Origin of the sequence: Rhodococcus sp. NPDC057135 (assembly GCF_042670865.1) — a bacterium.
In the GTDB taxonomy this organism is placed as follows: Bacteria; Actinomycetota; Actinomycetes; order Mycobacteriales; family Mycobacteriaceae; genus Rhodococcus_F.
The window spans coordinates 17,992-31,856 of sequence record NZ_JBHUUU010000024.1 but is presented as its reverse complement, the minus strand read 5'-3'; the positions used below and the strand labels follow the sequence as shown (position 1 = coordinate 31,856).

At 63.8% G+C, this 13,865-nt stretch carries 12 protein-coding genes; 11 read left to right on the top strand and 1 reads right to left on the bottom strand.

The window, feature by feature from the left end:
- Nucleotides 1-5 precede the first annotated feature (5 nt).
- From ACFT1A_RS29810 to ACFT1A_RS29790, 5 genes are read left to right on the top strand one after another with little or no spacing between them, the layout of a single operon-like run.
- A complete protein-coding gene (locus tag ACFT1A_RS29810; RefSeq protein WP_378449966.1) occupies nt 6-1,409 on the top strand; it encodes an MATE family efflux transporter in 1,404 nt (467 codons plus the stop codon).
- A complete protein-coding gene (locus ACFT1A_RS29805; protein ID WP_317555025.1) occupies nt 1,394-2,317 on the top strand; it encodes a metallophosphoesterase in 924 nt (307 codons plus the stop codon). The genes ACFT1A_RS29810 and ACFT1A_RS29805 overlap by 16 nt, the downstream gene beginning before the upstream one ends.
- 13 nt (nt 2,318-2,330) lie before the next feature.
- Complete coding sequence (locus ACFT1A_RS29800; RefSeq protein WP_378449951.1) at nt 2,331-2,990, top strand: 4'-phosphopantetheinyl transferase; 660 nt, start codon at nt 2,331-2,333, stop codon at nt 2,988-2,990.
- Nucleotides 2,991-3,014: 24 nt separating this feature from the next.
- Nucleotides 3,015-3,935 (top strand): tRNA pseudouridine(55) synthase TruB, encoded by a 921-nt coding sequence (gene truB, locus ACFT1A_RS29795; protein WP_378449950.1) that lies wholly within the window; start codon nt 3,015-3,017, stop codon nt 3,933-3,935.
- Complete coding sequence (locus ACFT1A_RS29790; RefSeq protein WP_378449949.1) at nt 3,932-4,408, top strand: GNAT family N-acetyltransferase; 477 nt, start codon at nt 3,932-3,934, stop codon at nt 4,406-4,408. Before truB ends, ACFT1A_RS29790 begins: the two co-directional genes overlap by 4 nt.
- 4 nt (nt 4,409-4,412) lie before the next feature.
- On the opposite strand, the gene ACFT1A_RS29785 is transcribed toward ACFT1A_RS29790, so the two are convergent.
- The gene (locus tag ACFT1A_RS29785) at nt 4,413-5,159 is read right to left on the bottom strand and encodes a metal-dependent transcriptional regulator (RefSeq protein WP_283303847.1); all 747 of its coding nucleotides are present in this window, start codon (nt 5,157-5,159) and stop codon (nt 4,413-4,415) included.
- Nucleotides 5,160-5,276: 117 nt separating this feature from the next.
- Here ACFT1A_RS29785 and ACFT1A_RS29780 point away from each other — a divergent pair, with 117 nt between their 5' ends.
- The 6 genes from ACFT1A_RS29780 to ACFT1A_RS29755 all read left to right on the top strand — a co-directional run bounded on the left by ACFT1A_RS29780 (nt 5,277) and on the right by ACFT1A_RS29755 (nt 13,829).
- A complete protein-coding gene (locus ACFT1A_RS29780) occupies nt 5,277-6,257 on the top strand; it encodes a bifunctional riboflavin kinase/FAD synthetase (protein ID WP_378449948.1) in 981 nt (326 codons plus the stop codon).
- Between the two features lie 154 nt (nt 6,258-6,411).
- Nucleotides 6,412-6,681, top strand: coding sequence for a 30S ribosomal protein S15 (gene rpsO / locus ACFT1A_RS29775; protein WP_003942254.1), 270 nt, complete (start codon nt 6,412-6,414; stop codon nt 6,679-6,681).
- Nucleotides 6,682-7,119: 438 nt separating this feature from the next.
- Complete coding sequence (locus tag ACFT1A_RS29770) at nt 7,120-9,390, top strand: polyribonucleotide nucleotidyltransferase (protein WP_378449947.1); 2,271 nt, start codon at nt 7,120-7,122, stop codon at nt 9,388-9,390.
- A gap of 126 nt (nt 9,391-9,516) precedes the next feature.
- Nucleotides 9,517-10,878, top strand: coding sequence for a M16 family metallopeptidase (locus ACFT1A_RS29765; RefSeq protein ID WP_378449946.1), 1,362 nt, complete (start codon nt 9,517-9,519; stop codon nt 10,876-10,878).
- Between the two features lie 28 nt (nt 10,879-10,906).
- Complete coding sequence (locus ACFT1A_RS29760) at nt 10,907-12,019, top strand: alcohol dehydrogenase catalytic domain-containing protein (protein ID WP_378449945.1); 1,113 nt, start codon at nt 10,907-10,909, stop codon at nt 12,017-12,019.
- 181 nt (nt 12,020-12,200) lie between these two features.
- The gene (locus ACFT1A_RS29755) at nt 12,201-13,829 is read left to right on the top strand and encodes a cutinase family protein (protein ID WP_378449944.1); all 1,629 of its coding nucleotides are present in this window, start codon (nt 12,201-12,203) and stop codon (nt 13,827-13,829) included.
- Nucleotides 13,830-13,865: the final 36 nt, after the last annotated feature.

The window sequence follows — 13,865 nt, the reverse complement described above, 5'->3', positions numbered from 1 at the left end:
CGGCATTGAGCGAATCCGACGCCACCTCGGCGGGATCTTCAGCAGCTGATTTCGACGTCACTGGACGACGAATCTTTTCCCTGGCGTTTCCGGCACTCGGGGTGCTGGCGGCCGAACCCCTCTATCTGTTGTTCGACATCGCCGTGGTCGGCCGACTCGGGGCGCTTCCGCTGGCCGGGTTGGCGGTCGGTGGTCTGATCCTGTCGTTGGTGAGTACGCAGCTGACCTTCTTGTCGTACGGGACGACGGCGCGCGCGGCACGGCTGCACGGAGCTGGCCGCCACCGCGACGCGGTAGGCGAGGGCGTTCAGGCGACCTGGCTGGCGGCCGCGATCGGCTTGGCCTTGGTAGCGATCGTGCAGGTGATCGCCGGCCCGCTGACTTCGGCGGTGGCCGGGACTCCCGACATCGCCGCGGCTGCGGAAAGTTGGCTTCGGATAGCGGTATTGGGTGTTCCGCTCATCCTGGTAGCCCTGGCCGGCAACGGCTGGATGCGCGGGGTTCAGAACACGGTGCGTCCGCTGCGGTTCGTCCTTGTCGGCCTGGGTATTTCGGCGGTCTTGTGCCCAATTCTCGTTCACGGTTTGCTCGGTGCTCCGCGTATGGAGCTCGAAGGGTCGGCTGTCGCGAATCTGGTTGGCCAGAGCGTTTCGGGTGTCCTGTTCGCCTGGGCGCTCTTTCGTGAACCGGTCTCCGCCCGACCGCATTTTGCGATCATGCGGGCGCAGATGCTGATGGGCCGTGACCTGATTCTGCGCAGCCTCGCATTCCAAGCGTGTTTCGTCTCTGCGGCCGCGGTGGCGTCGAGGTTCGGTGCTGCCGTCGTGGGTGCGCACCAAGTTGTCCTCCAACTGTGGAACCTGGTTTCGCTCCTTCTCGATTCCTTGGCCATCGCCGCTCAGACGCTCATCGGAGCGGCGCTCGGCGGCGGATTCGCAGCCGCGGCGAAGAAGATGACCTGGCGGATCACCGCATGGTCGACGGTATTTGCCGTGGTGCTCGCGATCTTCTTTGCCGCTGGCCACTCCGTGATCCCCGGACTCTTCACCTCTGACGCCGAGGTGCTCGGTCAGATGTCGATCGCGTGGTGGTTCTTCGTCGCGATCATGCCCGTAGCGGGAATCGTGTTTGCACTCGACGGTGTTCTACTCGGCGCCGGCGATGTGGTGTTTCTGCGCAACGCGACCATGCTCTGCGCAGTTCTCGGGTTTCTGCCCGCGATCTGGCTCTCCCTCGCCTACGACTGGGGTCTGGCCGGAATTTGGGCAGGGCTTACCGTGTTCGTAGTACTTCGGATGGTCGCGGTGTCGTGGCGAGCGTTTTCCGGCAAGTGGGCAGTGACAGGCCCGGCGACGGCGAGGCGCGGAAGTTCAACTGAGGAAGCAGAGGGATCGTGGCAGCAAAGTTGATGGCGGTGAGCGACATTCATGTCGGTCACAACGGCAACAAGCCGATGACGGAAGAACTGTTTCCGGATTCGCCTGACGACTGGCTCATCCTCGCCGGTGACGTCTCGGAGAAGACGGACGACATCCGGTGGGCGTTGAAGCTCCTTCGCAGCCGATTCGCAAAGGTCATCTGGATTCCGGGCAATCACGAGCTGTGGACGACCGCCAAGGATCCGGTTCAGATTCACGGAGCGCCGCGGTACGAATACCTGGTCAACATGTGCCGCGAACTCGACGTCATCACGCCCGAGGACCCGTTCCCGGTCTGGGAGGGGGACGAGGGGCCGGTCACGGTCGTCCCGATGTTCCTTCTCTACGACTACTCGTTCCTGCCCGCAGGTGCGCGGGACAAGGAACACGGGCTCGAGATCGCGCGGGACAAGAACGTCGTCGCCACCGACGAGTTCCTGCTCTCGCCGCAGCCGTATGCAACGCGCGACGCGTGGTGCCGGGCGAGAATCGAATACACCCAGGCACGGCTGGACGCGCTCCCCGAAGGCACAAGAACCGTTCTCGTGAACCATTTCCCGATGGTCCGGCAGCCGACGGACGTGCTCATGTATCCGGAGTTCGCATTGTGGTGCGGAACCACTGCGACGGCCGACTGGCACGTGAAGTACAACGCGGTGTGCTCGGTGTACGGACACCTGCACATTCCCCGAACCACGTACTACGACGGCGTCCGCTTCGAGGAAGTCTCACTCGGATACCCGCGCGAATGGCGTCGGCGCGGTCTGCCGGAGAAGCTGTTGCGTCAGATTCTTCCCGTGCCGGAGTACCCGCCGGGAACGCTCAACAAGTGGGGTGGCCACTTCAAGGTCACGCCCGAGCAGGAAGCCGAAGTCGAGCGCATGCGCGCCGGACGCTGAGAGGTATCGCTACGTGATCGAACAGATTCTTCCCGGTGGGGTCGCGACGGCCGAGGCCTTCGTCGATCCGCCCGGTCTGGTACCGCATCCCAGCGAGGAGGCATTGATCGGCCGCGCCGTCGAGAAGCGTCGTCGCGAGTTCGTGACTACTCGGCACCTTGCGCGTCAGGCGATGGGCAAGCTCGGTGTTCCGTCTGCTGCCGTCATGCGCGGCGAGCGTGGTGCCCCGCTGTGGCCGCAAGGAGTGGTCGGGAGCCTCGCCCATTGCGACGGCTACCGCGGCGCTGTCCTGGCGTACTCCATGCAGGTCCGCTCACTCGGGATCGACGCCGAACCGCACGGCCCGCTGCCGGACGGGGTGTTGCCCGCGGTCAGCATCGAGGCGGAACGAACGTGGCTGGGTGCCCAGGAGGCCGGCGGTCCGGTGCATTGGGATCGAGTGCTCTTCTGCGCGAAGGAAGCCACGTACAAAGCATGGTTTCCGCTCACCGGGCGTTGGCTGGGGTTCGAGGACGCCCACATCACGTTCGAGACGGATTCGGACACTTCCGGAACTTTCACTTCACGTCTGCTCGTCCCCGGTGAGGCGACGTCCGGTCCGCCGCTCACCTCTTTCGACGGCAGGTGGTTGGTGTCGGACGGGCTCATCCTGACGGCAATTTCGGTGCAGTGAGCGCGACTGGCAGAATCGGCACACGTGTCAGCTCGTGAAAAGCCTTCCTCCGGTCTTGTCGGCGCCGGAATCCTGATCGTCGACAAAGAGGCAGGTATCACCAGCCACGACGTGGTCGCTCGATGCCGCAAATTGTTGAACACCCGCAAGGTGGGACATGCCGGGACGCTGGATCCCATGGCGACCGGCGTCCTTGTTCTCGGCGTGGAGCGTGCGACCAAGTTGCTCGGACTCCTGGCGCTGACCACCAAGGCGTATTCGGCGACCATTCGCCTCGGTGCAGCGACGGACACGGACGACGCCGAGGGTGAGGTCCTGACTTCCGCAGACGCATCGCAGGTGACGGACGCGGAGATCGCGGCGATCGTGGCCACGCTGACCGGAGACATCAAGCAGATCCCGGCGAGCGTGAGTGCTATCAAGGTCGACGGTCAGCGCGCACACGCACTGGTGCGAGCCGGAGAAACCGTCGAACTCGCGCCTCGCCCGGTAACGGTGTCGACTTTCGAGGTTCTGGCGCGGCGAGATGTCCCGGGAGGATTCGTCGATCTGGATGTCGACGTGGAGTGCTCGTCCGGTACGTACATCCGCTCGCTCGCACGTGATCTCGGTCGTGAGTTGGGCGTCGGCGGTCATTTGACGGCACTGCGCCGCACCCGCGTCGGGCCGTTCACTCTCGAACATGCGCGCACGCTCGAAGATCTGGCGCAGCAGCCGGGTGTGAGCCTCGACATCGATCAGGCCGCGCAGACGGCCTTTCCGCATCGGCAGATCACCGCAGAAGAAGCCGAGGCGATCAGCCAGGGGCGCTGGCTCGAGCCGATCGGTATCAAGGGGATCTGTGCGGCCATCGATCCCACCGGTCACACGATTGCGCTCCTGCAGGAGAAGGGTCGACGCGCCAGCTCGGTGATGGTCGTGCGGCCGGCGACGCTGCGCGGATGATCGTTCGCGAGCGTGTCGACGGCGACCTCGACGGTTGCGTCGATGTGCTGAAGCGGGTCCACGAGTGCGACGGATATCCGAGCACATGGCCGCTGAACCCGCACCGCTGGCTCAGTTCGCCCACACTGGTGCAGGCGTGGGTCGGTGAGAGTGACGGCCGTGTTGTCGGTCATGTCGCCGTCGACAGCGAGGTCGGCGGTGCGCCGGCAACCGCGGGATCGACGGCCGTGTCGCGATTATTCGTTCATCCCTGCGTGCGCGGGAAGGGCCTGAGCGGTGCGCTACTCGACGCCGTGACGGATTTTGCCGCCGAGAGGCAGTTGGGACTGGTGCTCGACGTCGTCGATGACGCTCTGCCGGCGATCGCGCTGTACGAGCGTCGAGGTTGGGTGTACGTCGACGAAAGGCTCGCCGACTGGATTCGGGCAGACGGCGTCCGGCCTGTGGAACGTCGATACCGGCTGCCGCTCTGAGCGGTTAGACAAGCCAAATTGCTTGAGCGACTGGGCTTCCCAAGTCGATGGTGTTCGGGCTGTCGCCGAGTCGCACGGATACGGTACCGGCGAAATCGCGGCGCTCCTCGACGGTGATCTCGACATCGAGACTGACGCCGACGGAATCGAAGTACCGGAGCATTTCGGGATCGGAATCGGAGATCCGGGCAACGCGGCCCCGTTCGCCGTTGGCGAAGTCGCTGAGCTGTCGGGCCGGGGGAGTCGGTACCGAACCATCGGTGGCGGGAATGGGATCACCGTGTGGGTCGCGTTCGGGGAAGCCGAGTTTGGCGTCCATCCGGGAGATCATCAAATCGGAAACGGCATGCTCGAGGACTTCGGCCTCGTCGTGGACTTCGTCCCAGCCGTACCCGAGTTCCTGAACCAGGTAGGTCTCGATCAACCGGTGGCGCCGGACCATCGACACAGCAGCGGCGCGGCCGCTGTCCGTCAAGGCGATGGAACCGTAGCGGGCGTGATCGACCAGGCCCTGGTCCGAGAGTTTGCGGATGGCCTCTGACACGGTCGAGGCCGAGACGCTCATCTTCTCGGACAGGAGCTTGGTGGAAACCCGTTCGTGGGACCACTCCTGGATCGTCCAGATGACCTTGAGGTAGTCCTGAGCCACCGACGAGAGCGCGAGCGTGTCGATTGCCGCGTCGTGCGCCGAAGTGTTGTCGCTGTCCGACGCCGATGATGCTTCCGAGGTTCCGGTCTTGTGAGCTGCCACAACGCTTAGCTTAGGCTACGAAATCCGGAACTTCCGTACGTGAGCGGCAGCACAGCGGTGATTCGCTGGGCGGGTCCGAACGTGACCCGCCGCTAGTGGACCCGTAGGCTGCCAATCGTGCTGAGATGGCGTGGTCTCGACGAAGTTCCGGCCGATTGGGGTCGTTGTGTGCTCACTATCGGTGTGTTCGACGGTGTGCATCGTGGGCATGCCCAATTGATAGCGAGAGCGGTTACCGCTGCCCGCAAACGTGGTGTTCCGAGCGTGTTGATGACGTTCGACCCGCATCCCATGGAGGTTGTGCGGCCGGGTAGTCATCCAGCCCAGTTGACGACGCTGCAACGGCGTGCGGAATTGGCTCAGGATCTGGGCATCGACGTCTTCTGCGTGATGCCGTTCACCGCTGATTTCATGAAGCTGACGCCCGAGCGCTACGTCCACGAAATTCTCGTCGAACGCCTGCATGTCGCCGAGGTGGTGGTGGGGGACAACTTCACCTTCGGCAAGAAGGCGCTCGGAAACGTTGATCTTCTGCGTGAGATGGGCGCTCGCTTCGGCTTTGCCGTCGACGGCGTCCAGCTGCTCGCCGAGCATGCGGTGACGTTCTCGTCCACCTATATCCGCTCGTGCGTCGACGCGGGCGACATGGAAGCGGCTACCGAAGCTCTCGGCCGTCCGCATCGTGTCGAAGGTGTGGTCGTGCACGGTGACAAGCGTGGACGCGAGTTGGGATTCCCGACGGCGAACGTTGCATCGCCGATGTTTTCGGCCATTCCGGCCGACGGTGTGTACGCTGCGTGGTTCACGGTGCTCGGCGCCGGTGAGGAACTCGGAACTGTCGTTCCCGGTCGTCGATACCAAGCCGCAGTCTCCGTAGGGACCAATCCGACGTTCTCCGGCCGGACCCGCACCGTCGAGGCATACGTACTCGACACCGAAGCCGACCTGTACGGGCAGCATGTCGCGGTCGACCTGGTTTCGCGGATTCGCGGGATGGAGAAGTTCGACTCGATCGAGTCGCTCGTCACGGCGATGAACCGGGACGTCGAACGCGCACGCGAAATCTTGAGTGAGGATGCAGAGCGCAGCGTGGGTTGAGCCCCTCGTTAGTGGCGGCGGCCACATTCGCTGCCGGCGTGCGAATGCGCCGCATTACTGCTGGTAGGATCTTCTCTCGGTGCGTGCTGCGGTTTGCGGTGGCCGCGCCCGATCTAGTTCCTTTCACGCAAACGTCATTACAGGAGTGAATCAAGTGGCATTGACCACGGAAGAAAAGAAGGTCGTTCTCGGCGAGTACGGCTTGCACGAGACCGACACGGGATCGCCCGAAGCTCAGGTGGCAATGCTCACCAAGCGCATCACCGATCTCACCGAGCACCTCAAGACCCACAAGCATGACCACCACTCACGTCGTGGACTGCTCTTGATGGTCGGTCGCCGTCGTCGTCTGCTGAAGTACGTGGCAAAGACCGACGTCGCTCGCTACCGCACGCTCATCGAGCGTCTCGGCCTGCGTCGCTAGATTTTTTTTACGACGCTGATCGAAAGCAACACGGCACGCTTCGGTTTGCCGAACACTCCGTCAGCCGGCGAAGCCACGCATATACTGGGCTTCGCTGGCTTTCGGCGTTAGCTGCCGCAAGGCAGTTTCCGCTGTCGGCGCACATGCACAGTTGCCTATGCACAGTTGTGCAGAGCGAAGTCAGCACACCGTATGCACCAGAGAACGTGGTGTCGGTTGTCGGTAGTGGTTCTCCGGACCGGGCAAGTGCCCGAAAGCTCCGGCGGACTTCGATCGACGGCCGCCCGAACGTCGTGACGTCCCGAGGCAGAAATCGCTCGCATAGTAGGAGCGTCTGCAATTCAAGAGGGGGACGTCCCTCGGTGCGCAGTTTCCACCAGGAGGGTGGAAACGCCCGCGCGGGTACGGCGAAGACGAGAGGGAAGTGAAGAGAAAAGAATGACAGACAATTCCGTAGTAGAGGTCGACGAAGGCGTGTTCGAATCCACCGCCGTGATCGACAACGGGTCTTTCGGTACCCGCACCATCCGTTTCGAGACCGGACGCCTTGCTCAGCAGGCCGCCGGCGCCGTCGTCGCTTACCTGGACGACGAGACCATGCTGCTGTCCGCCACGAGCGCCAGCAAGCACCCCAAGGAGCACTTCGACTTCTTCCCCCTGACGGTGGACGTCGAAGAGCGCATGTACGCAGCGGGCCGCATCCCCGGTTCGTTCTTCCGTCGTGAGGGACGCCCCTCCACCGACGCGATCCTGACCTGCCGCCTCATCGACCGGCCGCTGCGTCCGTCGTTCGTCGACGGTCTCCGTAACGAGATCCAGGTCGTCGTCACGGTCATGAGCCTCAACCCGCAGGATCTGTACGACGTCGTGGCCATCAACGCCGCTTCCGCGTCGACGCAGATCGCGGGCCTGCCGTTCTCCGGCCCCGTCGGTGGCGTGCGTGTTGCACTCATCGTCTCCGAGGACAACAAGGCCGGCCAGTGGGTTGCATTCCCGACGGTCGATCAGCTCGAGAACGCCGTCTTCGACATGGTCGTCGCCGGCCGCGTCGTGTCCGGCAGCGGTGACAACGCCGACGTCGCGATCATGATGGTCGAGGCCGAGGCCACCGACAACGTCATCGCGAAGATCGCCGACGGCGCTCAGGCACCGACCGAGGCCATCGTCGCCGAAGGCCTCGAGGCCGCCAAGCCGTTCATCGCACGCCTGTGCGCTGCACAGGCAGCACTGGCATCCAAGGCTGCAAAGCCCACGGGTGACTACCCGGTCTTCCCGGCGTACCAGGACGACGTTTTTGCTGCCGTCGAGGCCGCTGCGTCCGAAAAGCTCAATGCCGCACTGACAATCGCCGGCAAGCAGGAACGCGACGACAAGACCGACGAGGTCAAGGTCGAGGTTCTCGAGCAGGTTGCACCGAACTTCGAAGGCCGCGAAAAGGAACTGGGAGCAGCGTTCCGCTCGCTCACCAAGAAGCTGGTTCGCCAGCGCATCCTGCGCGATCAGTTCCGCATCGACGGCCGCGGCGTCACGGACATCCGTTCGCTCTCTGCCGAGGTTGCGATCATCCCGCGCGCACACGGCTCCGCACTGTTCGAGCGCGGCGAGACCCAGATCCTGGGCGTCACCACTCTCGACATGGTCAAGATGGCGCAGCAGGTCGACTCGCTCGGTCCCGAGACCAGCAAGCGCTACATGCACCATTACAACTTCCCGCCGTACTCCACCGGTGAGACGGGCCGCGTCGGTTCGCCGAAGCGTCGCGAAATCGGTCACGGTGCACTCGCCGAGCGCGCTCTCATGCCGGTTCTGCCCAGCGTCGAAGAGTTCCCGTACGCGATTCGCCAGGTCTCCGAGGCTCTGAGCTCCAACGGCTCCACCTCGATGGGCTCGGTGTGTGCTTCCACGCTCGCGCTGCTCAACGCCGGTGTGCCGCTGCGTGCTCCGGTTGCCGGTATCGCCATGGGCCTGGTTTCCGACCAGGTCGACGGTGAAACCCGCTACGTGGCTCTGACCGACATCCTCGGCGCCGAAGATGCCTTCGGCGACATGGACTTCAAGGTCGCAGGCACCAAGGACTTCGTCACGGCTCTGCAGCTGGACACGAAGCTCGACGGCATCCCGTCGCAGGTCCTCGCCGGCGCTTTGTCGCAGGCGAAGGACGCCCGGACCACGATCCTCGAGGTCATGGCGGAAGCCATCGACACCCCGGACGAAATGAGCCCGTTCGCTCCCCGCGTGACGGCCATCAAGGTCCCCGTCGACAAGATCGGTGAGGTCATCGGCCCCAAGGGCAAGATGATCAACTCCATCACCGAGCAGACCGGTGCCAACATCTCCATCGAAGACGACGGCACCGTGTTCGTCGGCGCCACCGATGGACCGTCTGCACAGGCCGCGATCGACATGATCAACGCCATTGCCAACCCGCAGCTCCCCAAGGTCGGCGAGCGGTTCCTGGGCACGGTCGTCAAGACCACCGCCTTCGGTGCCTTCGTTTCGCTCCTGCCGGGACGCGACGGACTGGTGCACATCTCGAAGCTGGGCAGCGGTAAGCGCATTGCCAAGGTCGAAGACGTGGTCAACGTCGGATCCAAGATCCGCGTCGAGATCGCCGACATCGATGCTCGCGGCAAGATCTCGCTGGTCCCGGTCGAAGAGGGCAACGACGAGGCTGCCGCTCCGGCCGCCGACGAGGCTGCTTCCGAGTAGATCTCACTTCGTACTCTGATGCGGCCCCGCGCGGATTTCCGTGCGGGGCCGCATCTGTACTGTCTGTAGACACGAGCCTGTAGATACCTGATTCACCACTTGTACCGAGGACTGCTGAACCTTTTCATGGCAAAGACCACTCCCAACACCACGCGCAGCCGCAGCGCTGTGCTGAAATCGCCGATCGATGCGAAGTCTCCTGAATCGGGAGTGCAGCGCACGGTCCTTCCCGGCGGGCTGCGCGTCGTCACCGAATTCATCCCCGGTGTGCGTTCGGCCTCCGTCGGCGTGTGGGTCGGAGTCGGCTCCCGCGACGAGCAGCCGAGTGTGGCCGGCGCCGCGCATTTTCTCGAGCACCTGCTGTTCAAGTCGACGCCGTCACGGACAGCGTTGGACATCGCGCAGGTCATGGATGGTGTGGGCGGCGAACTCAATGCATTCACGTCGAAGGAACACACTTGTTTCTACGCGCACGTGATCGACGACGACCTTCCGATGGCGGTGGACCTTGTCGCCGACGTCGTGCTGCGCGGGCGTTGCAGAACCGCGGACGTCGACGTCGAGCGGCAAGTAGTGCTCGAAGAGATCGCGATGCGCGACGACGATCCGGAAGACTTGCTCGGCGACGCGTTCCTGACCGCGTTGTTCGGCGATCATCCTGTCGGTCGTCCGATCATCGGTAGCGTCGAATCGATCGAGTCGATGACGCGCAATCAGTTGCATTCCTTCCATGTTCGGCGTTACACGCCGCAGCGGATGGTGCTGGCCGTAGCGGGAAACGTCGACCACAAGCAGGTTGTGACGCTCGCTCGCCGTGCATTTGCCGGGCATCTCGAGCGTGGGGTCAAGCCGGCGCCGCGGCGCGAAGGCACTTTGCGTTTGCGAACGATGCCTGAACTGAGCTTGACCCATCGCGACAGCGAGCAGGTCCACCTTGCGCTCGGGGTTCGTGCGTTCGGCCGGCACGAGGGCCATCGCTGGGCGCTGTCGGTTCTCAATGCCGCAGTTGGTGGCGGGCTGAGTTCTCGTCTCTTCCAAGAGATTCGGGAGAAGCGGGGGCTCGCGTACTCCGTCTATTCCGGCGTCGACACCTTCGCGGACACCGGAGCGTTCTCCGTGTACGCGGGTTGCCAGCCGGAGAACCTCGGGGAGGTCGCCACGGTGATCCGCGAGGTGCTCGCGAACGTGGCGAGGGACGGAATCACCGATGCCGAGATCGCCCGCGCCAAGGGATCGCTGCGCGGCGGATTGGTTCTGGCACTGGAAGATTCAGGCTCACGCATGAACCGTATCGGTCGCAGTGAGCTGAACTACGGCAACCATCGCAGTGTTGCGCAGACGCTCGCGACCATCGACGCAGTCACCTCCGAAGAGGTGCTCGAGGTGGCGCAGGTGCTCTTGACGAGGCCGTTTGCAGCCGCCGTCGTCGGCCCGTACAAGCGGGTTCGTGACCTCCCCGCGTCGGTACGCGGGATCGTGGGCAAGTAGCTCGAACAATCGAAATCGGGGTGTGCAGTTGAAGATCCGTGGTGCAGTGCTCGAAGAGATCGGCCGGGAGCGTCCCTTTGCGGAATCGACCCCGATTTCGATTTCGGAGCTTGATCTCGAATCCCCGGGCCCCGGCGAGATCCTCGTCAAGATCGAAGCTGCCGGGCTTTGTCACTCCGACCTCTCCGTGGTCGACGGGAATCGTGTTCGTCCCGTGCCGATGTTGTTGGGGCACGAGGCGGCCGGTCGGATCGTCGAGCTCGGGGAAGGAGTCGATTCGCTGTCGGTTGGCGCCCGCGTCGTGATGACATTTCTTCCGCGGTGCGGTGATTGTGCGGGATGCGCCACCGACGGGCGGATGCCGTGCACGGTCGGCAGCGCCGCCAACAACGACGGCAGTTTGCTCGGCGGCGCGCAACGGCTGCGGCGCTCCGGTGAGGACGTCAAGCACCACCTCGGCGTATCGGGTTTCGCGACGCATGCGGTGGTCAACGCCAAGTCGGTAGTTGCCGTCGACGACGACATCCCGGCGGAGATCGCAGCCGTCCTCGGTTGTGCTGTGTTGACCGGCGGGGGAGCGCTGCTCAACGCGGCCAGGCCTCGCCCGGCCGACACGGTGATGGTGGTCGGCTTGGGCGGAGTCGGGATGGCCGCCATCCTGACGGCGCGCGCACTCGGGGTCGAAAACGTCATCGGGGTCGACGCACTGGAGTCGAAGTTGGCCCAGGCCCTGGAACTGGGCGCGACCGAGGTCTTCACACCGTCCGGCCTGTCCGAGAGTGGCGTTCGCGCAGACATCGTCGTCGAGGCCGCGGGAAATGCTCGGGCCTTCGAGACCGCGGTGGCTGCGACGGCAGCGGGTGGCACGACCGTCACGGTCGGGTTGCCGGCGCCTGACGCGCGCTCGTCGATCTCACCTCTCGGGCTGGTCGCCGAAGCGCGGACCATCATCGGCAGTTACCTCGGATCCGCCGTCCCGGCTCGCGACATCCCGATCTACGCGCAGTTGTGGCGAGACGGGAAGCTACCGGTCGAGAAGCTGATCTCCTCGCGAATCGAATTGGCCGACATCAACTCTGGTATGGACGAACTGGCGGACGGAAAAGCAATCCGACAGGTCATTATTTTCGACTCGGAGTAGCGCCACGCTGGCGTTATGCAGCGTTTATGCGCCTGCGACGAGATGAAAATCCACGCGAGCCGCCCGGGAAAATCGTTACCTCCTGTAACGCTCCTCTCGTACTGGACGACTACTCGAATGACGTTGCGTGACGCCCCGGGGGTCGGTCGTACGTTTTCCAAAAGCTGATTGGGGAGAAGATATGCCGGTTCGTGGGTTCTTTTCGCGACATCGAATACTGGCGGGTGCAGTAGCGCCCGCAGCGCTCGGCGTGGCCGCGTTGGTGGCGGTCGCAGTTGCCGTGGATTCTCCGCAATCGCAGACGATCGAGACCGAGTTGACCGCGTCTGTCACCGAGTGCCACGACACGGTCGGGATCGGTGTTGCCGGTCGCGGTGACACGCCGGTCGAGGGCACGACGAAGATGCTCGTCGGTGCGGATGGAAAGACACTCCTGCCGGCGGCGCTCACAGACGACTACAGCAGCCATTGGGTAGACGGGGTACTCAAGGCACCCGCCGGTTCGGTCAAGGACGGCTCGTACGCCTCCGTCTACATCGCGTACCCCGCCAACATGGACAGTTACGAAGAAGCCGTGACTACGGGCGCGGACAATACGCGAGCTGTCATGAAGGCGATCAGCGCCGCGTGCCCGAACACGAAGTTCTCGATTGTCGGGTACAGCGAGGGTGCTGACGTCGTGCGTCGCGTCGCGATGGACATCGGCTCGGAGTCGAGTACCTCCGGCATCAATCCGGACAATGTTGTCGGTGTTGTCATCTTCGCCGACGCTGGTCGACTCGCGGGCGAGGGCCCGTTCCCCGGCGCGAAAAACCCCTACACGAATCCTGACGGTTTCAACGAGAAGTATCAGAACGGCAAGAACACCGCTTCCGGATCCGGGGCACTGCCGGGAACCAGCGGAGATTTTGGTGCCTTGAAGGGCAAGGTTGCGTCCTTCTGCTCTGACGGCGACCTCACCTGCGCAGCCCCCGAGAACATTTCACTCCTGATCCTGGCGGCAAACGTCGGTCGGCAGCTCAACGTCGATCAGTTGCAAGCTCAGAATCTGACGCCCGCCACGGGCATGGATATCGCGACGGTGATGGGACGCGTGATGTTCGACGCGTTCAACGACATCTCGAGCAATCCCACCTGGATGCAGAGCGACGAAACCTTCCTCCAGGTCTTGCTGAAGGTGTCCGACCCGGCATACAAGCCTAGCGAGGCCACCACGACGCCGGTCGCGAAGGATTCGGTTTCCACTGAGGAAGTGTCGCCGTTGGCGTACCTGCCACAGAAGTTGTTCAAGGAAATCGTCGGCCTCATCGCCACGAACCAGAACACGATCCCCGTAGTCATGAACGACCCGTACGGCCTGACCTTGGGTCCGGACGTCGGTCACCACTTCGACTACTGGCGTGATTCGGATGTTGGAAACGGAAAGCCCCTGACATCAGCGGAGTACGCAGCCGCGTGGCTGACCTATCTGGCCAAGCAGGCTCAGGACGGCAAGCCGGTCGATTCGTCGGCGAAGCCGACCGCCGAAGAAATGGCGAATGCCATCGATGCCTTGGCTGCCTCACCTTCGGTTACCGACTCGGCCAAGACCACGACAACCACGGGTGCAGCGGTACAACCCGCACCCGCTGGTTCGGAATCTGCACCACCGGTACCCGCGGCTCCGACGACGACATCCGTTGCCCCGGCTGCGACGCCGAGTGTGACTTCAACCGTGGCGCCGTCGACTTCAGTCGAGTCAAGTGCGCCGCCCGCCGCGACCGCGACCGCGACAACGACAACGACAACGACGCAAACTGCGGCCGGGTAACCGTCAGGTTTCCGTTCGTCACACGAATAACGCTGT